Annotated in this window: 12 protein-coding genes; 6 read left to right on the top strand and 6 right to left on the bottom strand. The window is 62.9% G+C overall.

Features of this window, described 5'->3' with window-relative positions; translation table 11 throughout:
- Positions 1-36: 36 nt before the first annotated feature.
- Complete coding sequence (locus tag CAF80_RS21425; protein WP_085667899.1) at positions 37-1020, top strand: GlxA family transcriptional regulator; 984 nt, start codon at positions 37-39, stop codon at positions 1018-1020.
- On the opposite strand, the gene CAF80_RS21420 is transcribed toward CAF80_RS21425, so the two are convergent.
- From CAF80_RS21420 to CAF80_RS21395, 6 genes are all read right to left on the bottom strand, one after another.
- Positions 989-1888 carry an alpha/beta fold hydrolase gene (locus CAF80_RS21420; RefSeq protein ID WP_085667898.1) on the bottom strand — a complete coding sequence of 300 codons (900 nt, stop codon included), beginning with the start codon at positions 1886-1888 and terminating at the stop codon, positions 989-991. The two genes, CAF80_RS21425 and CAF80_RS21420, sit on opposite strands and share 32 nt — an antisense overlap.
- Before the next feature lie 11 nt (positions 1889-1899).
- Positions 1900-2289 carry a hypothetical protein gene (locus CAF80_RS21415; protein WP_085667897.1) on the bottom strand — a complete coding sequence of 130 codons (390 nt, stop codon included), beginning with the start codon at positions 2287-2289 and terminating at the stop codon, positions 1900-1902.
- 443 nt (positions 2290-2732) lie between these two features.
- Positions 2733-5711 carry an amino acid adenylation domain-containing protein gene (locus tag CAF80_RS21410; protein ID WP_074687652.1) on the bottom strand — a complete coding sequence of 993 codons (2979 nt, stop codon included), beginning with the start codon at positions 5709-5711 and terminating at the stop codon, positions 2733-2735.
- A 165-nt stretch (positions 5712-5876) separates the two neighbouring features.
- Entirely contained in the window at positions 5877-7706 is a 1830-nt protein-coding gene (locus tag CAF80_RS21405; RefSeq protein WP_085667896.1) for a glycoside hydrolase family 15 protein, read from the bottom strand.
- A complete protein-coding gene (locus CAF80_RS21400) occupies positions 7699-8499 on the bottom strand; it encodes a glucose 1-dehydrogenase (protein ID WP_085667895.1) in 801 nt (266 codons plus the stop codon). Before CAF80_RS21400 ends, CAF80_RS21405 begins: the two co-directional genes overlap by 8 nt.
- A gap of 115 nt (positions 8500-8614) precedes the next feature.
- Complete coding sequence (locus CAF80_RS21395; protein WP_085667894.1) at positions 8615-9622, bottom strand: terpene synthase family protein; 1008 nt, start codon at positions 9620-9622, stop codon at positions 8615-8617.
- Positions 9623-9916: 294 nt separating this feature from the next.
- Here CAF80_RS21395 and CAF80_RS21390 point away from each other — a divergent pair, with 294 nt between their 5' ends.
- The 5 genes from CAF80_RS21390 (at position 9917) to CAF80_RS21370 (ending at position 24346) form a co-directional block, all read left to right on the top strand.
- Positions 9917-11089 (top strand): MFS transporter, encoded by a 1173-nt coding sequence (locus tag CAF80_RS21390; RefSeq protein WP_074687656.1) that lies wholly within the window; start codon positions 9917-9919, stop codon positions 11087-11089.
- A 72-nt stretch (positions 11090-11161) separates the two neighbouring features.
- Positions 11162-11902: a thioesterase II family protein gene (locus CAF80_RS21385; protein WP_039770083.1), complete on the top strand. Its 741-nt coding sequence runs from the start codon at positions 11162-11164 to the stop codon at positions 11900-11902.
- Between the two features lie 39 nt (positions 11903-11941).
- Positions 11942-12925, top strand: coding sequence for a TauD/TfdA family dioxygenase (locus CAF80_RS21380; protein WP_074687657.1), 984 nt, complete (start codon positions 11942-11944; stop codon positions 12923-12925).
- Positions 12926-13112: 187 nt separating this feature from the next.
- A complete protein-coding gene (locus CAF80_RS21375) occupies positions 13113-16514 on the top strand; it encodes a non-ribosomal peptide synthetase (protein ID WP_085667893.1) in 3402 nt (1133 codons plus the stop codon).
- Positions 16511-24346 (top strand): non-ribosomal peptide synthetase, encoded by a 7836-nt coding sequence (locus CAF80_RS21370; protein ID WP_085667892.1) that lies wholly within the window; start codon positions 16511-16513, stop codon positions 24344-24346. Before CAF80_RS21375 ends, CAF80_RS21370 begins: the two co-directional genes overlap by 4 nt.
- Positions 24347-24356: the final 10 nt, after the last annotated feature.

Genomic DNA, 24356 nt, shown 5'->3' with positions numbered 1-24356 from the left:
TGGCGCATACGCCAATCAGCCCACGAATTACGCCAAATGCCGAAAACCATCCATGTCCTCGCATTCGCCAACGTGCAACTGCTCGATGTCACCGGGCCGTTGCAGGTCTTCGCCTCGGCCAACGACATCGCCCGCCAGCAGGGTTTGCCTGCGCCTTACGCGCCAACGGTCATCGCCAGCGGCGGCGGGGCGGTGAACTCGTCCGCCGGGTTGGCGATGCTGGCCGAGCCGCTGCCGAAGCAGCCCAGCGATACGCTGATCATCGCCGGCGGCTGGGGTGTTTACGCCGCTGCCGAAGATGCCGGGTTGGTGAGTTGGGTGCGTGAACATGCGAATGGCTGTCGGCGCGTGGCGTCGGTCTGCACTGGCGCATTTCTGTTGGCCGCCAGCGGCTGGCTCGACGGTCGCCGGGTCGTCACCCACTGGACCCGCTGCGAGCAACTGGCACAGCAGCACCCGCAATTGCAGGTCGAACCGAATCCGATCTTCATCAACGACGGCCCGGTCTGGACCTCGGCGGGCGTCACCGCCGGCATCGACCTGGCGCTGGCCATGGTTGAAGACGACCTCGGCCGCGACATGGCTCTGGACGTTGCCCGGCAACTGGTGGTGTTCCTCAAGCGCCCGGGCGGGCAGTCGCAATTCAGCGTGACGCTGTCGCTGCAAAAGCAGGGCAACCGCTTCGACGACCTGCACGCGTGGATTGCCGAACACCTGACCTGCGATCTGGGCATCCCGACCCTCGCCGAACAGGCCGGCATGAGCGAACGCAGCTTCGTGCGCCACTACCGCGCCGACACCGGCCAGACCCCGGCCCGCGCCATCGAACTGATCCGCGTTGAAACCGCTCGCCGGTTGTTGAGTGACACAGGTTTGCCGATCAAACGGGTCGCGGCCAACTGTGGATTTGGCAGTGAAGAAACCTTGAGACGCAGTTTCCTGCGGGCCATGGGCGTGACGCCGCAGGCTTATCGGGAGCGGTTTTCGGTCAGCGCTGGAGCAGATCCAGTAATGCCTTGAGCGTTTCGCCCGGCGCTTCCTCGGGAATGTTGTGCCCGACACCCGTCAGCACTCGCCGCTCATAAGGCCCGGTGAAGTGATGGACGTCTTCATCCTCCGTCGGCGCCGGGCCAACGCCATCATCCGCACCGCACAGCGAAATCGTCGGCACGCCGATCGCCGGTTGTTTCTCCAGCGCCTGCTCCATCCCTTCCAGCGCCGGATCGCCCGGCGCATACATGAAGCGATGGCGATAAGAGTGAATCACCACCTCGACGAAATCCGGGTTGTCGAACGCCGGCGCGCTCAGCGGAAAACGCTCGGCGTTCCGCGCCCAGGTCGGTGACCACAATTGCCACAGCAACTCGCACAGCGCCCGACGATTCTGCGTCAGCCCTTCAACGCCACGGGGCGTGTGGAAGTAATACTGATACCAGAAGCGATGCTCGCTCTGCGGATCCAGCGGCTGGACCGAATTCGGAATGTCTTGCAGGTTGTAGCCGTCGCCCGTCACCAAACCGCGCACACGCTCGGGAAACAGCGCCGCCACAATGCACGCCGCCCGACCGCCCCAGTCGTAACCGCACAGCGTTGCTTGCTCGATCCCCAGTGCGTTCATCAAATCCAGCAGATCCTGCGCCAGCGCCGCTTGCTGGCCGGAACGCAACGTGTCCGGGCTGTTGAAACGGGTCGGGCCGTAACCGCGCAGATACGGCACGATCACCCGATAACCCTTGGCAGCGAGGGGCGGGGCGATTTCGTCGAAGGCGCGGGGGGAGTAGGGGAAGCCGTGAAGGAGGAAGACCGGCGTGCCGTTTTCCGGGCCGTGATGTTCATAGCCGATGGTCAGGCTTGGAGTTTGGCTGAATTGGATTTCGGCACGGGTCATGGAAAGTCTCCTTACACCTCGGCTTCCGCCACCTGATTAAAATACTTGCTCCGATCCGGCGTAAACGTCACCACCATTTTCGTCCGCGAGCAGGTCATGACCCGCTCGACGCCCAGATCAATATCCAGATCTTCCCCACGCAAACCCTGCCACTGGGCGAGGTATTTCAGCGATCCGTATTTTTCATTCTTCTTCAGGCTGCGACTGACCCCGCCTTTCCAGCCGAGTACCGGCAGTTCATCGGCACGACAGCGTTGGGCGAGGTCGGGGAAGCGGGTGGCGCGCTGGCGGCCGATTTCCCAGCATTTGATCAGGCCCTTGTCGGCGGCTTCCCACAGTTCTTCGCGCTTGAGGCCGGTGCGCAATGGGGTGTCGATCTGGCGGTGGATGCGTTGGCTCATTCTGGTTCCTTGAATCGGGTTTTTATTGGACAGCTCCGCTGTGCCCGTTGCGGTGGATGGTAGGGGGGGATGTAACAGCTGGCAACAAGGTATTTCGGGGTGTAAGTGCGAAGGATGGGGAAGGCGTGCGGGGGGGGGATGAGTGTTTATCGGTGGTTAAACGCACATGGCGGCAGCCGGATGGCCGCTGATAACCCGCGTGGCCACGGTACAACAGGGTTCAGTGTTGGATGACTGAGGCGGGCATCAGGATATTCAAGTGGGGGGAACTGACCCATTGACTCAGTCTTTTCCTACAAATTCTGAAGGGTAAAGGCATTTTTCTGACAGTGTCTGGTGCTATTTCAGGTGGGAAGACAAGTACATAGATGACGGGAGATGACTGGACATGACGAAGTCGCATCGCGATGCGGTCATGCCCAGACGCACAATTGCAGTGTTGGTCACGCCACGAAAGGCGATTCCTGAATCTTTTTCAGGTACGGAGTCAGTAGTTTTGCGTCGAACTCCGGTTCTTGTATGCCACTGTCTTCAAGAAAACGCTGGACGTTGGTGCAGCCCCAAAGATAGGTGTTCTGGTAAAGCTCCACGGTGGACTGGTTGTTGACGATCTTGTCCCGAAACAGGCTCGACAGGGGGTAAAGCGGGGCTCGGGGGTTGGATTTCCAGAGATCGACCCAGTCGTTGAACGGCAGGCGGGTGAATGTCAGGCCGCAATGGGTTTCCAGACGAGCGAAAAAATCCTCAAGGGTCAGGTTTTTCTCGGGCGAGGGGATGAGATTGAATTTTTTGCCAAGGGCCAGCGGGTTGCGGGAAATTCTGCCAATTGCTTCGCACATGTAATCGACGGTCGTCAGTCCTTCGCGCAGGTTGGTCAGTGCGGGTATGGCTTTGAATGCCAGACAGGTCTGGATCAGACGGCTCCACCATTGATATTCGGCAAATTCGCCGGTACGGCTGTCGCAAGTGGCGTAACCCAGGCGAAAGGTCATCAGCGGCAGGCCTTTTTCCGCGGCCAGATCGGCAATCTTTTCCATGACCCATTTGCTGCGCACGTAGCCCAGGTCGGTCACGACGGCGGGCAGATTCTGATCGATGTCGTCGTGCTCATACATCGTGGTTTTACCCGTGTGCAAATGCCCCCAGCTGTACACCGAAATGGTCGACAGCAGGATCAGCGGTTTGAGTCGGCTGCGGGCGGCAAAGTCGATGATCTGTTTGAGCCCTTCAACATTGTCCTTCTTCATGTGGGAGTACGGCTGAATGAAATTGACCGCACTGGCGCAGTGGTAGACGACGTCAATCTGAATGCCCAACTGCGCGTACAACGACTGCTCCATTGCGAACTGCGGTTGTGACAGATCGCCGGGGAAAGTGACAATACGGGCCAGCGCATTGGCGTCGAGCTGAATTTTGTAGCGTTCAAGCGTGGCGGTCACACGTTGCCGGGCCAATGGAAGGCTGGCGGCCCTCACTGGACAATGAATCTTTGCATCGGTTGTCCTCAGCAGTGTTTCAAGCAAGTGAACTCCAATGAAGCCCGTTGCCCCGGTAAGCATGATGTGTTTCGGCTCTGTCAGTTGCGGCTCGCTGAAATGGTCGGGCGGAGCGAACGTCGACGGCAGGCTTATGTCGTCTTGCAGCGTGCGCACCGGCTCGCTTTGCGGTACTGGGGCACTGGCGTTCTTCCTTCGATTCAGCTCTGCGGCCAACGCTTTGATGGAGCGAAACTCGTAGAAATCCCGGACATACGCAGGGACCTGAAGGTGTTCCGAGATGTCGCGCAGCACTGCCGCCGCCATCAATGAGTGACCTCCGACCGCATAAAAGTCATCGCCAGTGGTGAAATCGGCATGGCCCAAATGCTTCTGCCAGATGGCAACGATGCGGGCCTCTGCTTCATTGGCGAAATCGATTGTCCGTACATCTCCGGATGCGGCGGCGAAGCGTGCCTGAAGTGCCTGTTTGTCCGTTTTGCCATTGAGGTTGCAAGGAATGGCATCCAGCAGAAAATAGCGCGCCGGCAACATATAGTCCGGCACTTCTTTTTTCATGCCGATTTTCAAAGCACTGATCAGGAGGCTTGCCTGTGCATCGGTCGTTGGCACGATGAAGGCAATCAGGCGTTTGCCGGCCGGCCCTTCGTTCGCGTCCACCCAGATGACTGCCGCCTTCACACCGGGCTGACGCGAGAGGACTGCCTCCACATCACCCAGTTCGATCCGGTAGCCGCGGATCTTCAGTTGGTCGTCGTTACGCCCCAGGTACTCAATGCTGCCGTCGGGCAGGAAGCGTGCGAGGTCGCCAGTGCGATAAGCCCGCAGGTTACAAGAAGGCAGTGTGATGAAGCGCTGCGCCGTCAGTTCCGGGCTGGACAGGTAGCCGCGCGCCAGGCATTGGCCGCTGATGAACAGCTCACCCATGCTGCCTGCTGAAACAGGCTCGAGTTTTTCATCCAGAATGAACACTCGTGTGTCAGCCACGGGAAACCCTATCGAGGACACACCTGGATCGCCGGACTGATCGAACCGCCGACACGTTGCATAGATCGTCGCTTCCGTGGGGCCGTAGTAATCCACCAATGTGTAGTTCAGGCGTTGAGTATCGATGGGCGGCAGTTTCTCACCCGCTGTAAACAGATACCGCAAGGCATGATTCGGGGTGTGGGGGTAGCCGATCAGTTCTCTGACCAGGGCCGTCGGAACATAGGCGTGGGTGATCGAGTGTTCGCGGTAGAAATCATGCAGGTCAGCAACGCTGCTGCGTATTTCATCCGGCAGGATGTACAGCCTGGCGCCTGCGCACAGCGTTGCCCAGATCTCCCATTGCGAAACGTCAAAGCTGGGGCCGACCATCATTGTCGTACGGCAGTCACTGTTCATCCCAAATCGGTCGTTGTGCCATTCGATCAGGTTCAGCAACGAATGGTGTTCAATCTCGACCCCTTTGGGCTGTCCCGTCGTGCCAGACGTGAAAATCACGTACACGACATCCTCGGCCTTGAGCATGAGCGATGGGGGGAGAGCAGATGAAGGGGCCTCGAGCAGGGTCTTGATGGATTGCTTGGGTACTGCACTATCCGTGGCATAGTCGCTGTCGGTCACCAGTACCACGTCAGCCCCGCATTGATCGATGATGCTGCGTTTGCGGCTATCCGGCAGGCGGGCATCGATCGGCACATGACAGGCGGTGGACTTGATGACCCCGAGCTGAGCGACGATCAGCTCGATGGACCGGTGCCCGATGATGGGCACCCGTTGACCCTGTTTGATGGCGTTCTGAATCAGATAGCTGGCGACTTTCTCACTTTCGCTATCGAGTTCAGCGTAAGTGACCTGTCGTTCAGGACTGTGGAGGGCAATGTGATGGGGAAGCTGCTTAACGTTCTGTTTGAAAAGCTCCAGGACAGTTTGAGGTTGCATGATGACGCTCCGGTCAGTGCCCCGTCCAAACCGCATTTTGTTCTTCGTAGCCAAAATATTGTGGGGCATCCTCATTTTAGGAAGCTGTGGGGAATCACGGTCCTTGCTGCCTAGAGCGTGTTTTCATAGGGGATAGCCAAGTGTGGAATATAAGGAAACGTTCACTCACGGCTGCCAGTAATTCTTCTCCCCACTCAACTTGCGATCAAGAAAACTCGCCGCACTGATCAACGCCAGATGGGTTAACGCCTGGGGCGTGTTGCCCAGATGCCGGCCTCGGTTGTCGAACTCTTCCGCGTACAGCCCCAGCGGATTGGCGTAACGCAGCAGTTGCTCGAATTCCAGATGAGCCTTTTCAACTTGCCCTGCGCGGGCCAGGCATTCGACGTACCAGAACGAGCACGCGGCGAAGGCGCCTTCAGTGCCGGACAAACCGTCGATGCCGGCATCGTCGTTGCGGTAGCGGTAAACCATGCCGTCACGCACCAGATGTTTCTCGATGGCTTCCAGCGTCGCCAGCCATTTCGGATCCTTGGCGCTGACGAAGCGCACCAGCGGCATCAGCAGCATTGAGCCATCCAGTGCGGTGCCGCCCTGGTATTGCACGAAGTGTCCGCGCTCTTCGTTCCAGAAGTTGTCCCAGATGTCGGCATGGATGGCCTGACGGGTCTGGTCCCAGCGGGCGAACGGCGCCGGCAGCGAGCGTTTCGAGGCCAGGCGGATCGCCCGGTCCAGCGCCACCCAGCACATCAGCCGTGAGTGCAGGAAGTGATGTTGCTCACCGCGCATTTCCCAGATGCCCACATCCTTGGTCTGCCAGGTCTCACAGACCTGATCGACCACTTCCATCACGTGTTGCCAGCCTTCGTGGGAAATCGCGTCGCCGTACTTGTTGACCAGATAAACGGCGTCCATCAGTTCGCCAAAGATATCCAGTTGAATCTGGTCGTACGCGCCATTGCCGATCCGTACCGGTTTCGCGCCGCCATGGCCGGACAAATGCGTGAGTTCGGTTTCCGGCAGTTCCTGGCGGCCGTCGATGGCGTAGAGGATGTTCAGCTTCATCGATGACTGGCCGCAGCAGTCGCTGACCCGCCCGCGCAGCCAGCGCATGTAGGCGTTGGCTTCGTCGACAAAGCCCAGGCGCATGAAAGCGTAAACGGTGAAGGAGGCGTCGCGGATCCAGGTGTAGCGATAGTCCCAGTTGCGTTCGCCGCCGGGTGTTTCCGGCAGGCCGAACGTGGCGGCAGCGAGGATTGCGCCGTGCTGGCGTGAGGTCAGCAGCTTCAGAGCGAGGGCCGAGCGGTTGACCATTTCCCGCCAGCGACCGCGATAGTTGGACTGGCCGATCCAGTCGCGCCAGAACTTCAGCGTGCGTTCGATGCACAGTTGCGCGGCGCCTTCGGCGAAGCGCGGATCGTCGCTGGCGCCGAGCATGAACGCCGCCGTTTGATCCTGTTTGAGGGTGAATTGCGCAGCCGCCGCATTGTTATCGACGTTCAGGGTTTGATCCGAGGCCAGGCGCAGCGTCGGCTGCCCGCTGGCGCTGAACAGCACATCCTGTTTATCGATGACGGCGCGGGTCTCAGCGCGGGCGTAGTCATGCCGCACCGCGCAGCGCAGATGAAACGTCGCCTGCCCGCTGACCACCCGAACTCGGCGCATCAATAGCGGCAAGGCATCGTCGTTGTCGCCAATCGGCAGCAGATCGGTGATTTCCACCACGGCGTGATCGCTGAGCCAGCGGGTTTGCAGGACGTTGGTGTCCGGCAGGTAGATCTGCTCGCGCCGGGCATCGGGCAGGTCTGGCGCGAGCTGGAAAATCCCCGCGTCGGGGGTGTCCAGCAGCGAGCAGAAGATCGACGGGCTGTCGAACGCCGGCCAGCAGAAGAAATCCACGCTGCCCTTGTCATTGACCAGCGCGGCGCTGCGCAGGTCGCCGATGATGCCGTGGGCGTCGATGGGGCTTTGTCGTTCGGAAGGATGCTCAGCCATTGCCACGGAACTCCGGATAGAGGCTCATGCCGCCGTCGATGAACAGGGTGGTGCCGACGATGTAGTCGGAGGCATCGGAGGCGAGAAACACCACCGCGTTGGCCACGTCCTCGACATCGCCGATGCGCCCGTAAGGGATGAGTTTGAGCAGCGCCTGGCCCGCATCGCCTTCGGTGGCGTCCTTATTGATGGCCGTGCGGATCGCCCCCGGCGCGATGCCGTTGATGCGGATGCGCTGGTGGCTGACTTCCTGAGCCAGGGTCTGCATCAACTGATCGACGCCGCCCTTGGACGCTGCGTAATTGACGTGCCCGGCCCAGGGAATGCGCTGGTGCACCGAACTCATGTGGATGATTTTGCCGGCAGCCCGGGACACGCCTTCGCGCACGCCCTGGCGGTTGAAGATCCGCAGCGCGGCGCGGGCGCAGAGGAACTGGCCGGTGAGGTTGACGCCGATCACCGCGTTCCAGTCGGCCAGCGACATATCCACAGCCGCCGCGTCTTTTTGCAGGCCAGAGTTGGCCACCAGAATGTCCAATGTGCCGAAGGCGTCGAGGGTCTGCTGGAACAGCCGCTCCACGTCTTCCTCCTTCGAGACATCGGCGCCGATGGCGATGGCTTGGCCACCGTCGGCGACGATCTGCCGGGCCAGCGCTTCGGCGGGTTCGGCCTGACGGTTGTAGTTAATGACCACGGCAGCACCGGCGGCGGCCAGGGCTTTGGCGGCACCGTGGCCGATGCCGGAACTGGCGCCGGTGACAAGAGCCACTTGGCGGGCGAGGGAAATCTGCATGAACGGTCGCGCCTTATGCGGGGATCTGATCTGCTGACCGGCATCCTTGAGTCAGAGTTCAGCGTGAATGCGAAGGGGCACGTAATCAAGTCGAGCCCCGCAGGGCTGGACGGGTTCAGATATGGTACCGGGCACTGTGTTTATGCCACTCCAGATTGCCGCCGATCCATGTACTCAATCCTGTGAGATAGCGCCGCAATATCGGTGAGCGCGTGCCTTTCATCAGCGTTGCGTGCAGGCGTTCGTATTCTTCCATCACTGCGTCATGGATATCGGCTGCCAGGTCGATTGCCTCTTGAAGCGAACAGTTGTGCCTGGCTGCCAGCAGATAAGGCAGCTTGAAGTCGCCGGTTTCGTTCAGGTGCTCTTTGTAAGCGGAATACAGATCGTTGACCAGAGTGGTCGCCAGCGAAGCCAGTGCGGTGATGTGGTGAATCTCTGGACGGGAATATGTGTTGGCCGGGACTTCGTAGCCGCCAATCGGATCGATCAATACCAGGCAAGGCCAGAAGCTGTTGACCTGCCGACTGGCCAGGTATTCAGCGACAGTGGGTTGGGTGCCATAGAGGCGCCAGGGACCTTCCGCCGCCATGGTGACGAACATGGCGATGGTGATCTGGCGCACCCGGGCGACTTGCGAGGGCGTGCAGAATTGGGCGACCCGTTTCATATAAGCCAGCAAACCCCTGATCACCGGGTCGCGCATCTGCTGTTTTACGAGTTCTTTGTCGAACGGTGCAGGCACATAGGGCGGGTCGATCGCGGTGAGGGCGAACGATAAGTGTTCGGCCACTGTCTCGGGGCGACCGCCGAGGGATTGATCGTCGCAATAGTGATCGTCCACCGCAAACAACGCCGCAAAGCATTGCGCCGCGAGTAACAGTCGATTCGGATCATTCGTGTCGGCGTGGCACAGCATTGCATAGCGACCGAAGTCGCTGGCGCGGATTTTTTCCTCTTTGCCGGCAAAGATTCCCACGCTCGGTATCCAGGCCATCAGGCGATCGTTGACTTCCTGGCCCAGCGCATCATCAATGCGCGTAGGCGACGGGCAGCGTACGGCGCGGACGATAAAGGGGGCAGTGGCGCTGCGTGGCGCAGTGGCGCTGGTGGGGTGATTCATGGTGTGAACCTCGTCTTCGGTTGATGAGGGTGCTTATCAACGCGGTTCCTTTGCTGCGATGACAGCTCCATGAAAAACTGTTGGCAGGATTTACGCACCTGTCAGGTTTGACAGGTGCGCAGCTCAATGGACGAGCGGTCAGCGACCCGCCCGAAGCGTCAGGCAGGCAATTGGCGAAGCCAAGACCCTGAACTTTTCGCGGGAGCACTCCCTTCACATTCCACCAACAATTGCGCGCTTCCCCGGCCGTCAGGCTTTGTGGCAACTTGGCCGCCCCTGATGAGGCTGCATCCGATGGCAAACCCTTACCGCGAACTGTTCAACGCCCCCGGCGCCCGGGCTTTTGTGATGGCCGCGATGATCGCGCGCATGCCGATTTCCATGACCGGCATCGGCGTGATCACCATGCTCTCGCAATTGACCGGCGGCTACGCGTTGGCGGGTGGGGTGGCGGCGACGTTTGCGCTGGCCACGGCGTTTTGTGCGCCGCAGGTGTCGCGACTGGTGGATCGCTTCGGTCAGGGGAGGGTGCTGCCGGTGGCGGCGCTGATCGGTGGGGGCGCGTTGTTGATGTTGCTGTTGTGCACCCGTTTGCAGGCGCCGACCTGGACCCTGTTTGTCTGCGCAGCACTGGCCGGTTGCATGCCGAGCATGTCGGCGATGGCACGGGCACGCTGGACCGAAATCTATCGCGGCCAGCCGCAGTTGCAGACGGCTTATGCGTTGGAGTCGGTGCTCGACGAAGTCTGCTTTATCGTCGGCCCGCCGCTCTCGGTAGGCTTGTGCGTCGGCGTGTTTCCCGAGGCCGGGCCGCTGGCGGCGCTGTTGATGTTGGCCATCGGCGTCACGGCGTTCGTCGCCCAGCGCAGTACTGAGCCGCCGGTGCATCCGCACGAATCGCAGCATCAGGGTTCGATCATTCGTTCGAGCGACGTGCAATGGCTGCTGGCGTTGATGCTCGCCATGGGCGTGATTGTCGGCGTGGTGGATGTGGTCAGCGTCGCGTTCGCCCAGCAGCAGGGTCAGCCGGCGGCGGCGAGCATCGTGCTGTCGGTGTACGCCATCGGTTCCTGTCTGGCCGGTATCGCCTTCGGTGCGATGCGCTCGAAGCTGCCGTTGCCGCGCCTGTTTCTCTACGGCGGTCTGGCGACAGCCGTGACCACTTTGCCGCTGTTGCTGGCGAGCAACATTTTCGGGTTGGCCGTCGCGGTGTTCATCGCCGGCCTGTTCTTCTCGCCGACCCTGATCGTGGCGATGGCGTTGATCGAGCGCATCGTGCCGCCAGCCAAACTCACCGAAGGCCTGACCTGGCTGGTGACGGGTTTGAGTATCGGCGTGGCCATCGGCGCGGCGGGTTCCGGCGCACTGGTGGATGCGTTCGGCGCCCGCAGCGGCTTCTGGCTGGCGATAGTGGCCGGGGCGGTGGTGCTGGCGTCGGCGGTGCAGAGTTTTCGTCACTTGAAGTGATCGACGCAGTGGACTAATTCCCGTCGTGCCTCATCCGTTCTCTTTTACAGATAACCCATTGAGGTAAACGCGGTGACAAAGCTGACACTGCTGTGCCTGCCCTATTCGGGCGCCAGCGCCATGGTCTACAGCCGGTGGCGGCGCCAGCTGCCGTCGTGGATGCAACTGCAACCGGTGGAGTTGCCCGGACGCGGCGCGCGCTACGACGAACCCCTGCAAATCGACATGCGGGCCCTGGCCCGGCAACTGGCTCGCGAGCATAAACCTTCGCTGCAGGCGCCCTATGCGCTGTTCGGGCATAGCCTGGGCGCGCTGCTCGCGTGCGAGCTGGCCCACGCCTTTCGCGATCTTGGTGCACCCGAGCCGGTGGCGCTGTTCGCCTCCGGCACGGCCGCCCCGAGCATGCGCAGCGATTACGACCGAGGTTTTTCCGAGCCGCGCAGCGACGAAGAGCTGATCGAACAGCTGCGCACCTTTCAGGGCACCAGCGAAGAAGTACTGGCCAATCAGGAGCTGATGAGCCTGACGCTGCCGGTCCTGCGCGCCGATTTCATGATGTGCGGACGCTTCACGCCGATCGAGCGGCCACTGCTCAATTGCCCGGTGCATGTGCTGGGCGGCAAGGAGGACCGCGCAACCACAGAACAGTTGATCGGCTGGAGCAAAGAGACGCTGGGCAGTTTTTCGGTGGACATGATGACCGGTGGGCACTTCTTCATTCATGAGCATGAAGCCCGGGTCATCCGCACGCTCAAGAATCACCTGGAAGCCCATCACCGGCGCCATGCGCTGTCGGCGGCACCGGCGCTGTAAGGCGCGGTTCACCTATCGAGTGTTTTGAGGAGGCCAGTCATGGCTGTTGCTGAGGGATTTTCCGTCCGTCCGTTGTTGCCGCATCGCGGTCGCCTGCCGCTGCTGGTGGAGGCGAGCGACGCCGATACCGATTTGCTGGCGGTGTTCGACGAATTGAAAGCGCTGGTCGATGAGCATCTGCTGCAAGACGGCGGTGTGCTGTTTCGCGGGTTCCGGCTGGAGGGTGCGGAGCGCTTTCGCGAATTTGCGGCGAGCTTCGGCCATCCGCTGCTGAACTACGAGTTTGGCTCCACGCCACGCACCAACGTGACCCAGGGGGTGTACACCTCCACCGAGTACCCGGCGCACCAGAGTATTCCGCTGCACAACGAGCAGGCCTATTCCCGGGACTGGCCGATGAAAATCTGGTTCTACAGCATGATCGCGGCCAGATCCGGCGGCGAAACGCCGATTGCCGACAGTCGCGAAGTGTATCGGCGGATTCCCCAGGCGATCCGCGAACGTTTCGTCAGCAAGGGCCTGATGTACGTGCGCAATTTCGGCAACGGGCTGGATGTGGCCTGGGAGGATGTGTTCAACACCGACGACCAGGCTGAAGTCGAAGCCTATTGCCAGGCCCACGGCATCATTTGCGAGTGGAAGGACGACGGAGAACTGCGCACCCGCCAGACCTGTCAGGCCGTGGCGCAGCATCCGGTAACCGGGGACATGGTCTGGTTCAATCAGGCGCACCTGTTCCATATTTCCAACCTGCAACCGGAAGTGCGCGAGAGCCTGCTGGACATCGTCGATGAAGAGGACTTGCCGCGTAACGTCTACTACGGTGACGGTTCGCCCATCGAGGATGAAGTGTTGAGCCAGATTCGTGCGGTGCTCGACGAATGCGCCATCAGCTTTCCGTGGCAGGAGGGCGATGTGCTGATGCTCGACAACATGTTGTCGGCCCATGCCCGCTCGCCGTTCGAAGGCCCGCGCAAGGTGATCGTGGCCATGGCCGAAGGTCACTCCCAGGACGCACTCTGACCCGTCGCATCAGTTGAGCGGGTGGTTGCCGAAGCCGGTCGTGAGCCGGCTTCGGCGTTTGTGCGCCAGTCCCGGCAACCGTCGGCCGGTGATTGCCCGGCCCCGCTAAATCATTGCGTTTGTCATTCGTTCTTGTTGATACGACCGGGCCTCCTGGTCACGCCGCCGATCAGCAAGGACCCAATGCATGAATGCCGCAGACGCACAGAAACTAGCCCGCCGCTTTATCGAATTGCCTCAGGACAAACGTCGTTTGTTTCTCGCCGGCATGGCCCGTGAAGGGATCAATTTTGCGCAGCTGCCCATGACCGCCTGCATTGGGGCCGCCGAGCGTGACGGCCTGTCCTATGCCCAGCAGCGGATGTGGTTTCTCTGGCAGATGGATCCGCAAAGCGCCGCCTACAACCTGCCGATGGCTGTGCGCCTGAACGGTGAGTTGCAGCCCGAGGCGCTGGAGCAGGCGTTCAGTCTGCTGGCGGCGCGGCATGAGTGCCTGCGCACCACGTTCGGTCAGGAGGGCGAGCAAGCCTTTCAGAAAGTCGCCGAACCGCAGCCCGTCAACCTGACCCTCACTGACTTGAGCGCGTTGCCCGAGGAACAGCGCTGGCCGCTGGCCCGACAGCACATGATGGCGGAGGCCACGCAAGCCTTCGATCTGCAAAACGGGCCGTTGCTGAGCCTGCATCTGCTGCGGCTGGACGCGCAGGAACACGTGCTGTTGCTGACGTTGCACCACATCATTGCCGACGGCTGGTCGATGAACATTCTCATCGATGAATTCATGCGCACCTACGATGCGCTGGTGGCCGGGCGCGAGCCCCAATTGCCGGCGATCACCGTGCACTACCGCGACTATGCGCTGTGGCAACGCAGCTGGCTGGAGGCGGGCGAGCGCGAGCGTCAGCTCGACTACTGGCGCGCGCAACTGGGCGACGAACACCCGGTGCTTGAATTGCCGACCGATCGTGCGTACCCGGCCCAGGCCAGTCACCGTGGCGCGCGTCTGGAAACGGTCATCGACGCCAGCCTGCGCCAGGATCTGAAGAACCTTGCCCAACGTCAGGGCGTGACCCTGTTCGTGGTCCTGCTGGCGGCGTTCAAGACCTTGCTGCATCGCTACAGCGGCCAGACCGACATTCGCGTCGGCGGCCTGATCGCCAACCGTACCCGCAGCGAAACCGAAGGCTTGATCGGCTTCTTCGTCAATACGCAGATCCTGCGCAGCGTGGTTACCGCGAACAGCCGTTTCGCCGATTTGTTGCAGAGCCTGCGCCAGTGCGCGGCCGGCGCGCAGTCCCATCAGGATCTGCCGTTCGATGCCTTGATCGAAGCCTTGCAACCGGCCCGCAGTCAGAGCCATAACCCGCTGTTCCAGGTGATGTTCAACCACCAGCCGCTGGTGACCGATTTGCAGCAGGCGCAGCTGGCATCCGGCTTGCGGGTCGGTTACCTGACCGAGGAACAACTGACCGGCAGCGGCCGGGAGCATGCGGCCACCAGCGATCTGATGCTCGATACCCGTGAAGAGGGCGAGCAACTGTTCGCCGCGTTCACCTACGCCACCGACATTTTCGACGAGTCCACCATCGCCGCGCTGGCCGGGCACTGGCGCAACGTGCTGGTGTCGGTCTGCCGTGATCCGCAGCAGTTGATCGGCAACATTTCGATGCTGGCCGTTGCCGAACAGGAAAGTCTGATCCAGGCCACTGAAGAGAGTCCGCGACTGGACAGCTTTCAGACCCTGTTCGAAGCGCAAGTGGCCCGCACCCCCGAGGCACCGGCGGTGATTCTGGCGAGCGAGCCGTCACCCTCGATCAGCTATGCCGAACTGAACCGGCGCAGCAATCGCCTGGCCCATCAACTGCGCGCCCGGGGTGTCGGTCCGGACGTGCTGGTCGGCGTGGCGCTGGGGCGTTCGCTGGAACTGGCTGTCGCCTTGCTCGCCGTGCTCAAGGCCGGCGGCGCCTATGTGCCGCTGGATCCGCAGACGCCGGGCGAGCGCCTGCGCCATGTGCTCGACGACAGCGGACTGAACCTGTTGCTGACCGACCGTCAGACGCTGGCCGCTCTGCCGGCTCTCGACGGCGTGCAAAGCCTTTGCCTCGACACGCTGCCGGATGATGGCGCCAGCGACAATCTGCCGGTGACGGTCGAGCCGCAGAACCTGGCCTACGTGATCTACACCTCCGGTTCGACCGGTCGGCCCAAGGGCGTGGCGATCAGTCATGCCGCGCTGAGCGAGTTCATCGAGCGCGCCATCGACTACAGCGACCTGCGCGAAGGCGACCGGGTCTTGCAGTTCGCGACCAGCAGCTTCGATGGCTTCGTCGAGCAGTTTTTCCCGCCGCTCTGTCACGGCGCGAGCGTGGTGCTGCGCGACGCACGGCTGTGGGACAGCGCGACATTGCATCAGGTGATCCTCGAGCACGGCATCACCCTGGCCGACTTGCCGGCGGCGTACTGGTACTGGCTGGTGCAGGAATACGCCGCCAATCCTCCAGCGCATTTCGGTGCGCTGCGCCAGATACACGTGGGCGGCGAGGCGATGGCGGTGGACGGTCTGCGCCTGTGGCAGCAGGCCGGGCTGGGTCATGTGCGCCTGCTCAATACCTACGGGCCGACCGAGGCCACCGTGGTGTCGACGATCCACGACTGCTCGGCGCTGACTCCTGACGCCGTGTCGTGGCGCGGCATTCCGATCGGTCAGGGCCTGGCCGCACGTCGCCTGTACGTGCTGGACGACGATTTGAACCTGCTGCCGCAAGGCGCGGTGGGCGAGTTGTACATCGGTGGTCCGGGCCTGGCGCGCGGCTATCACCGACAACCGACCCTGAGCGCCGAGCGCTTTATTGCCGACCCGTTTGCCAGCGGCGAGCGCCTGTACCGCACCGGCGACCGCGCACGTTTGCGCGCTGATGGCGCGGTGGAATACGTCGGTCGCGTGGACCATCAAGTGAAGATTCGCGGCTTCCGTATCGAGCTGGGTGAAATCGAATCGCGCCTGCAGCAATGCCCGGGCATCCGCGAGGCCGTGGTGCTGGCCTTGCCGCTCAATGGCAGCCTGCAACTGGTGGCGTATCTGGTGGCCGATCAGGACGTGCTCGACGGGGTGGCCGGTCAGTCGGCGTTCCGTCAGCAGGTCAGGGCTTCGCTGCAAGCCAGGCTGCCGGACTACATGGTGCCGGGCCATCTGCTGCTGTTGGCGGAATTGCCACTGACGCCGAGCGGCAAGCTTGATCGCAAGGCCTTGCCGGCGCCGGACATGGACCAATTGCAGGTCGATTACCGCGCCCCGCAATCGGACATCGAACAAGCCCTGGCGCAGATCTGGGCGGATGTCCTGCAAGTGCCACGTGTTGGTCTGGACGATCACTTCTTTGAGCTGGGCGGCCATTCGCTGCTGGCGGCGCAAGTGATCGGCCGGATCAAGAAACAGCTGAACGTGGTGTTGCCGCTGCGTAACCTGTTCGAAAAACCGCTGCTCGGTGAACTGGCCCAGGCAGTGGCGCAGTTGGCCGACGGTGCAGCGGATAACGACTGGTCCGACATGGACCTGTTCATGAATGAATTGGAAGGAGAAGAAGTATGAGCGGCACCATGGCGGAGCGCATCGCTAAAAGGTTCGTCGGCTTGCCGCTTGAGCAGCGTCGGCTGTTTCTGGCCAGGCTGCGCGAAGAGGGCAAGGACTTCAGCCTGCTGCCGCTGCCGGTCAGTCGCCACGACTGCGCGCAGATCCCGCTGTCGTTCGCCCAGCAGCGTTTGCTGTTTCTCTGGCAGCTCGAACCGCAGAGCGCCGCGTACAACATGGCCGCCGGTCTGCGCCTGAAAGGGCGGCTGGACGAAGCGGCGCTGACCCGCTCGTTCGATCACCTGCTGGCGCGCCATGAAGTGCTGCGCACGGTGTTCCGCACCGACGGCGACCAGCCGCATCAGGTGATCCTCGAACCGCAGGGCGTTGCGCTCGAGCGCATCGATTTGACCGGTATCGCCGCGCAGGAACGCGAGCAGGCGCTGGCCGAGCACGTGCAGAAGGTGACGGCGCAGCCGTTCGATCTGCGCCACGGCCCGTTGCTGCGCGCCAGTCTGTTTGGCCTGGCGGACGATGAGTTCGTGCTGGTGGTGAGCATGCACCACATCGTCTCCGACGGCTGGTCGATGGACGTGATGGTCAAGGAGTTCGTGCAGTGCTATCAGGCGTTCAGCCTGCAGCGCGAGCCGCAGTTGCCGGCGCTGGCCTTGCAATACGCCGACTACGCCATCTGGCAACGGCGCTGGCTGGAAGCGGGCGAGGGCGAGCGTCAACTCGATTACTGGCGCCAGCAACTGGGTGAGGAGCATCCGCTGCTGGAAGTCGCCCCGGACTTCGCCCGGCCGCTGACCCAGAGTTTTGAAGGCCAGACCCTGAGCTTCGATTTCGGCGCGGATCTGTCGCGTCAACTCAACGGCTTTGCCCGTGCTCAAGGCATCAGTCTGTTCATGCTGGTGCTGGCCGGTTTTTCGCTGTTCCTCTCGCGCCAGGCCGGCGAGCGTGACATCCGTGTCGGCGTGCCCAACGCCAACCGCAGTCGCGCCGAGGTCGAAGGGCTGATCGGCTTCTTCGTCAATACCCAGGTGCTGCGCTGCGAGGTGGATGAGCGAGGCAGTTTCGAGGACTTGCTGGCGCGGGTGCGCGAGGCGTCATTCGGCGCGCAGGCCCATCAGGAGCTGCCGTTCGAGCAACTGGTGGACGAACTGGTCGCCGAACGCACGTTGGGGCACAACCCGTTGTTCCAGGCCAAGTTCAACCAGAACGTCGGCATGCAGAAGCAGCGTTCGATGGCGTTGCCGGGCCTGAGCGTGGCGGAGTATCCGCTGGACAAGGACGGCACGCACTTCGATCTGGCGCTGGACATCACTGACGACGGCACGTTGATCCACGGGCAGATGACCTACGCCAGCGACCTCTATCGACACGCAACCGTCGAAGGTTTTGTCCCGGCCTTGCTCGGTCTGTTCGGTGCGCTGCTGAAAGCGCCACAAGCGCCGCTGCACACCGTGGCGACGGCATTGCCGAGTGCGCTCGCGGCACCGCGTGACCCGGCACTGTCGGTGTTGCAGCACTGGGAGCGCGAAGTAGCGCGCCAGCCGCAAGCGCTGGCCGCGCGGGATCTGAACGGCGGCTTGAGCTTTGAGGCGCTGGATCAGGCTGCCAATCGCCTCGCGCATCATCTGCTGGCCCACGGTGCAGTTGTCGGTCAGCCGGTGGCGGTGCTGATGGAGCGCTCGCTCGACTGGCTGACGTGCGTGCTGGCGATCTTCAAGGCCGGCGCGGTGTACATGCCGCTGGACGTCAAGGCACCGACCGCGCGCTTGCAGCAGATGCTCGGCGCCGCGAGGGCTCGCGCAGTGGTGTGTGTCGAGGGGGATTCGCGGGTGTCGGAACTGGCGGTCGCCGGTTGTCAGGGGCTGGCGTTCGATGCACAGCAATGGCAACACCAGCCGGTGACGGCCCCGGTCTGCGAGTTGTCGTCGCAGTCGCCGGCCTACGTAATTCACACCTCCGGTTCCACCGGCCAACCCAAGGGCGTGCTGGTCAGCCACGGTGCGTTGGCCAGTTACGTGCGCGGGGTGCTGGAGCGTCTCGATCCGGCGCCGGACACCAGCATGGCACTGGTCTCCACCATCGCGGCGGACCTGGGGTTCACCGTGCTGTTCGGCGCGCTGTGCTCGGGCCGTTTGCTGCATGTGTTGCCGGAAGAGCTGGGCTTCGATCCGGATCGCTTCGCCGAGTACATGGCCGGGCACCGGGTGGGCATGCTGAAAATCGTTCCGGGACATCTGGCCGCCTTGTTGCAGGCGTCGCGTGCAGCCGATGTGCTGCCGGAGCAGGCGCTGATTGTCGGCGGCGAAGCCTGTTCGCCTTCGCTGGTGGAACGTGTGCGTCAGCTCAAGCCGGGTTGCCGGGTCATCAACCACTACGGCCCGAGCGAAACCACCGTCGGTGTACTGGCCCACGAGGTCGGTTCGCTGGAACCGGGGGCTCGCAGTGTGCCGGTCGGCACGCCATTGGCCGGGGCCCATGTGTATGTGCTTGACGATGTGCTCAACAGCGTGGCCGATCAGGTTGCGGGCGAGCTGTACATCGGCGGCGACAGTGTTGCCCTCGGTTATCTGGGGCAGCCGGGGCTGACGGCCGAGCGCTTCGTTCCCGATCCGTTCGGGCCGGCCGGTGCACGGGTCTATCGCAGTGGTGACCGGGTGCGTCGCAATCGCCAGCAGGCGGTGGAGTTCATCGGGCGCGCCGACGATCAGGTCAAGGTGCGCGGGTATCGGGTGGAGCCGGCGGAAGTCGCCCGGGTGCTGCTCGGCCTGGACGGTGTCAGCGAAGCGGCGGTACTCGCGTTGGCGCTGGATGACGACCCGGCACGCCTGCAATTGGTGGCCTGGTGTGTGCCGGCGGCAGATGCAGCGCTGAAGGCAGAAACACTGCGCGAGCAACTGCAAGCCCGTCTGCCGGATTACATGGTGCCGGCGCAAATTGTCCTGCTGGAGCAATTGCCGCTGACCGCCAACGGAAAACTGGACAAGCGCGCCTTGCCGGTGCCGGGCGTGGTGACGCAGCGCTTCGTCGCGCCGGTGGGCGAGATCGAGGAAAAACTCGCGGCGATCTGGGCCGATGTGCTCAAGCTCGAGCGTGTGGGCAGCACCGACAACTTCTTCGAACTGGGCGGGGACTCGATCCTCAGCCTGCAAATCATTGCCCGGGCCAAACGTCAGGGCATCAAGCTGAGCCCCAAGCAATTGTTCGAGAAGCAGACCGTCGGCCAGTTGGCGGCGGTGGCCAAACTGATCGAAGCCAAACCCGTGGCGGCCGCGCCGCAGAAGGTCGGCGGGCAACTGGCACTGCTGCCGATTCAGGCGCGCTTTTTCGAAACGCCGATTGCCCGGCGTCAGCACTGGAACCAGTCAGTGATGCTGCAGCCGCAGGCGCCGCTTGATGCCGGTCATCTGCAAGCCGCGCTGGCGGCACTGATCGAACAGCATGATGCGCTGGCCTTGAACTTCCAGGCGTCGGGCGATGTGTGGCAGGCAACCTTCCAAAAGCAACGCGACCCGGAGCTGCTGTGGGTACGCGATCTGGACAACCTGGATCAACTGACGGCGCTGGCGGATCTGGCTCAGCGCAGTCTGGATCTGCAACAAGGGCGACTGCTGCGGGCGGTGCTGGCGAATCTGCCGGGCGGTGAACAGCGCCTGTTGCTGGTGATCCATCACCTGGTGGTCGATGGCGTGTCCTGGCGCGTCCTGCTGGAAGACTTGCAGCTCGGTTACACCGCACTGGCCTCGGGCAAGCCGCTGGTGTTGCCGGGCAAGAGCAGCACGCTGCAGAGTTGGGCCGAGCACCTGCACCGTTATGCCCAGAGCGAAACACTGAGCCGCGAGCGCGAGTATTGGCTGACGACCCTGAGCGCGGGTGACGTGGAGTTGCCACGGGACTTTGCCCAGGACGTGCAGACTCAGGAACAGGCACTACGCGTCAGTTCACGCCTGAGCCAGGCACTGACCCACAAGTTGCTCAAGGTCGCCCCGGCCGCGTATCGCACCCAGATCAACGATCTGCTGCTCACGGCGCTGGCGCGGGTGTTGTGTGACTGGAGCCGACAGCCGTCGGTGCTGATCCAGCTTGAAGGCCATGGTCGCGAAGACCTGTTCGACGAGCTCGACCTGAGCCGTACGGTGGGCTGGTTCAGCAGCCTGTTCCCGGTGCGTCTGACACCGCAGGCAGTGCCGGGCGAATCGTTGTGCGCGATCAAGGAGCAACTGCGCGCCGTGCCAGGCAAAGGCATCGGCTATGGCGTGCTGCGCTACCTGACCGGCGCCGCCGAGCTGCGGTCACTGGCCTCACCACGGGTGACCTTCAACTATCTGGGCCAGTTCGATGGCGACTTCGGTGCCGCCGACGGCGCACTGTTCGTGCCGTCCGGCGAAAGCACCGGGGCCAATCAGGACCCTGCGGCACCGTTGGGCAACTGGCTGAGCATCGACGGTCAGGTGTATGGCGGCGAGCTGGAACTGACCTGGACATTCGGTTCGGGCATGTACCGCGCCGAAACGGTGCAGGCACTGGCCGAGGCTTATCGCCTGGAGCTGGAACGGCTGATCGAGCACTGCTGCGACAGCGGCGAGGCCGGCGTGACGCCGTCGGATTTCGATCTGGTGACCCTGACGCAGGCGCAACTTTCGGCCCTGCCGATTCCGGCCCGGGAGATCACCGATCTGTACCCGCTGTCGCCGATGCAGCAAGGCATTCTGTTCCATAGCCTCAACGATCCCGACAGCCCGGCGTACACCAACCAGCTGCGGGTCGACGTGCAACATCTGGAGGTCGAGCGTTTCCGTCAGGCCTGGCAGCAGACCCTCGACGCCCACGACATTCTGCGTACCGCGTTTGTCTGGCCGAGCGACGCCGCAGCAGCGGTACAAGTGGTTCGCCAGAGCGTGCAAATGCCGTGGAGCGTGCAGGACTGGCGGGGTCGAACCGACCTCGACACTGCGCTGGAACAACTGGCCGGCGATGATCTGGCCAACGGTTTCGAGCTGACGGGTGCGCCGCTGTTGCGGGTTTCGCTGGTGCGTACCGATGATTCGACGCATCACCTGATCTACACCTGCCACCACATCCTGATGGATGGCTGGAGTACCTCGCAGTTGTTCGGCGAAGTGCTGCAGCGTTATGCGGGCCTGACCCCGACTGCTGCCCAGGGACGTTATCGCGACTACATCGAATGGCTGGGTCAGCGCGATCAGCCAGCCAGTCGGGCGTTCTGGAAGCAGGCGCTGGCCGAACTCGAAGAGCCGACGCGGCTGGCCAGTGCCGTGCCGACGCAGCCGTCCGGCGTCAGCGGTTATGCCGATCACCAGCATCTGTTCAGCGAACAACTGACGGCGGACCTGAACCGTTTCGCCCGGGAGCAGAAAGTCACTCTCAACACCCTGGTGCAAGCGGCGTGGCTGGTGCTGTTGCAGCGTTACACCGGTCAGGACAGCGTAGCCTTCGGCGCTACGGTGGCCGGACGCCCGACCGATCTGCCCGGCGTCGAGCAGCAGATCGGCCTGTTCATCAACACCTTGCCGGTCGTGGCGGCGCCGTCCGCCGAGATGCCGGTCGAGCGCTGGTTGCAACACGTGCAGGGCCTCAACCTGGCGCTGCGCGAGCACGAGCACACGCCGCTCTACGAGATTCAGCGCTGGGCCGGACTCGGTGCGGGAGCGCTGTTCGACAGCATTCTGGTGTTCGAGAACTACCCGATGGCCGAAGCCCTGCAACAGGGGCCGGATACCGGACTGGTGTTCTCGGCGATCCGCCGTCAGGAGCAGACCAACTACCCGCTGACGCTGGTGGCGGTTACCGGTCGCGAGCTGAGCCTGGGCGTCAGTTACGATCAGGCCCTGTTCGATGCTGCGACGATCGTCGGCCTGAGTCGTCAGCTCGAAAGCCTGTTGAGCCAGTTCCTCGGTAACGCCACGCAACCGTTGGGCACCTTGCAATTGCTCGACGAGCCGCAGCGCAAGCAAGCGATCGACTGGGGCAAGGCCGGTGTCACGGCCACCGATTCGCGCACGGTGCTCGAGTTCATCGAGGCCCGTGTTGCACAGCGACCGGATGCAGCAGCGGTAATCTACGCCGAACAGCAGATCGACTATCGCCACCTCGACCGGCGGGCCAATCGGCTGGCGCACAAGCTGCAAGCGCTGGGCGTGGGGCCGGAGGTGCGCGTCGGTGTGTGCATGCGCCGTACCCCGGACATGCTGGTCGCGCTGTTGGCAATTCTCAAGGCCGGTGGCGCCTATGTGCCGCTGGACCCGGACTACCCGCAGGAACGCCTGCTGCACATGCTCGACGACAGTCGTGCGGCGGTATTGCTGACCGAGCCGGCGGCGCAGGCGATGCTGCCTGACACGTTGAGCGCCCAAGTGGTGCTGGTCGAGGAAAGTGAGCAATCGTTGGCCGAGTATCCGTCCACCGCGCCAATGGCCGGGATCACCGGGCAAAACCTGGCTTACGTCATTTACACCTCGGGTTCCACCGGCAAACCCAAGGGTGTGGCCATCAGTCACGCCAACCTCACTGCGCTGATCCAGTGGTCGCAAGGGGTGTACCGCGAGGAGCTGTTACGCGGTGTGCTGGCGTCGACTTCGATCTGCTTCGACCTGTCGGTCTGGGAGGTCTTTGTCACCCTGGCCAGCGGTGGCTGCATGGTGCTGGCGGACAACGCGCTGGCCCTGGCGGAGTTGCCGGCCCGCGAGCGGGTCACGCTGATCAACACGGTGCCGTCGGCGATTGCCGCGCTGCAACGGGCCGGGCAGATTCCGGCGTCGGTCGCGACCATCAATCTGGCCGGCGAGCCGCTGAAGCAGAGCCTGGTGGACACGCTGTACGCGAGCACGTCAGTCAAGCAGGTCTACGACCTGTACGGTCCGTCGGAAGACACCACGTATTCGACATTCACCCTGCGCACCGCGCACGGTCAGGCCAACATCGGCCGGCCGCTGGACAACACCGTGGCGTACCTGCTCGACACGCAGCTCAATGGCTTGCCGGCCGGTGTGGCGGCCGAGTTGTACCTGGGCGGCGCCGGCGTGACCCGGGGCTATCTGATGCGCCCGGGGCTGACCGCCGAACGCTTCGTGCCCAACCCGTATGCCGGCAACGGCGAGCGGCTTTACCGCACCGGCGACCTGGTGCGCCAGGGCGCGGACGACAACATCGAGTACCTGGGACGCGCCGACCATCAGGTGAAGATCCGTGGCTTCCGTATCGAGCTGAGCGAGGTCGAAGCGCGCCTGCTGGAGCAGGACGAGGTGCGCGAAGCGGTGGTGCTGGCGCAGGACGGCGCGGCGGGCAAGCACCTGCATGGCTACGTCGTGGCGGCGCAACCGGTCACCGATCCGGCGGCGCTGACCGAGCGTCTGCGCGCAGCGTTGGCCAGTCGTTTGCCGGCGCACATGGTGCCGGGGCACCTGCATGTGATCGAGGCGGTGCCGCTGACCCCGAACGGCAAGCTCGACCGCAAGGCGCTGATGGCATTGGGCGACAGCCCGACGCAGCAGCAGTACGAAGCGCCGCAGACCGACTTGCAATGGGAGGTGGCGACGGTCTGGCAGGAAGTGCTGGAAGTCGAGCGCGTGGGCCTGGCGGACAACTTCTTCCAGCTCGGTGGCCATTCGTTGCTGGCGACGCTGGTGGTGACCCGGATCAAGGAGCGTCTGGGCGACAAGGTGCCGCTCAAGGAGCTGTTCGAAGCCGATACGCTGAAAGCGTTCTGCAACCGGATCGAGGCGCTGCGTGTCGAAATGTCGCCCGTTCAGGATGAATTGGCTAAATCCCTGGAGGCCCTCAAACGTCTATCCCTCGATGATCTGGAAAAACTGATTTCTTGAGAGGGAAAAA

This window comes from Pseudomonas sp. B34(2017), assembly GCF_002112915.1.
Classification (GTDB): Bacteria; Pseudomonadota; Gammaproteobacteria; order Pseudomonadales; family Pseudomonadaceae; genus Aquipseudomonas; species Aquipseudomonas pharyngis.
This window is presented reverse-complemented; position numbering and strand designations above follow the sequence as displayed.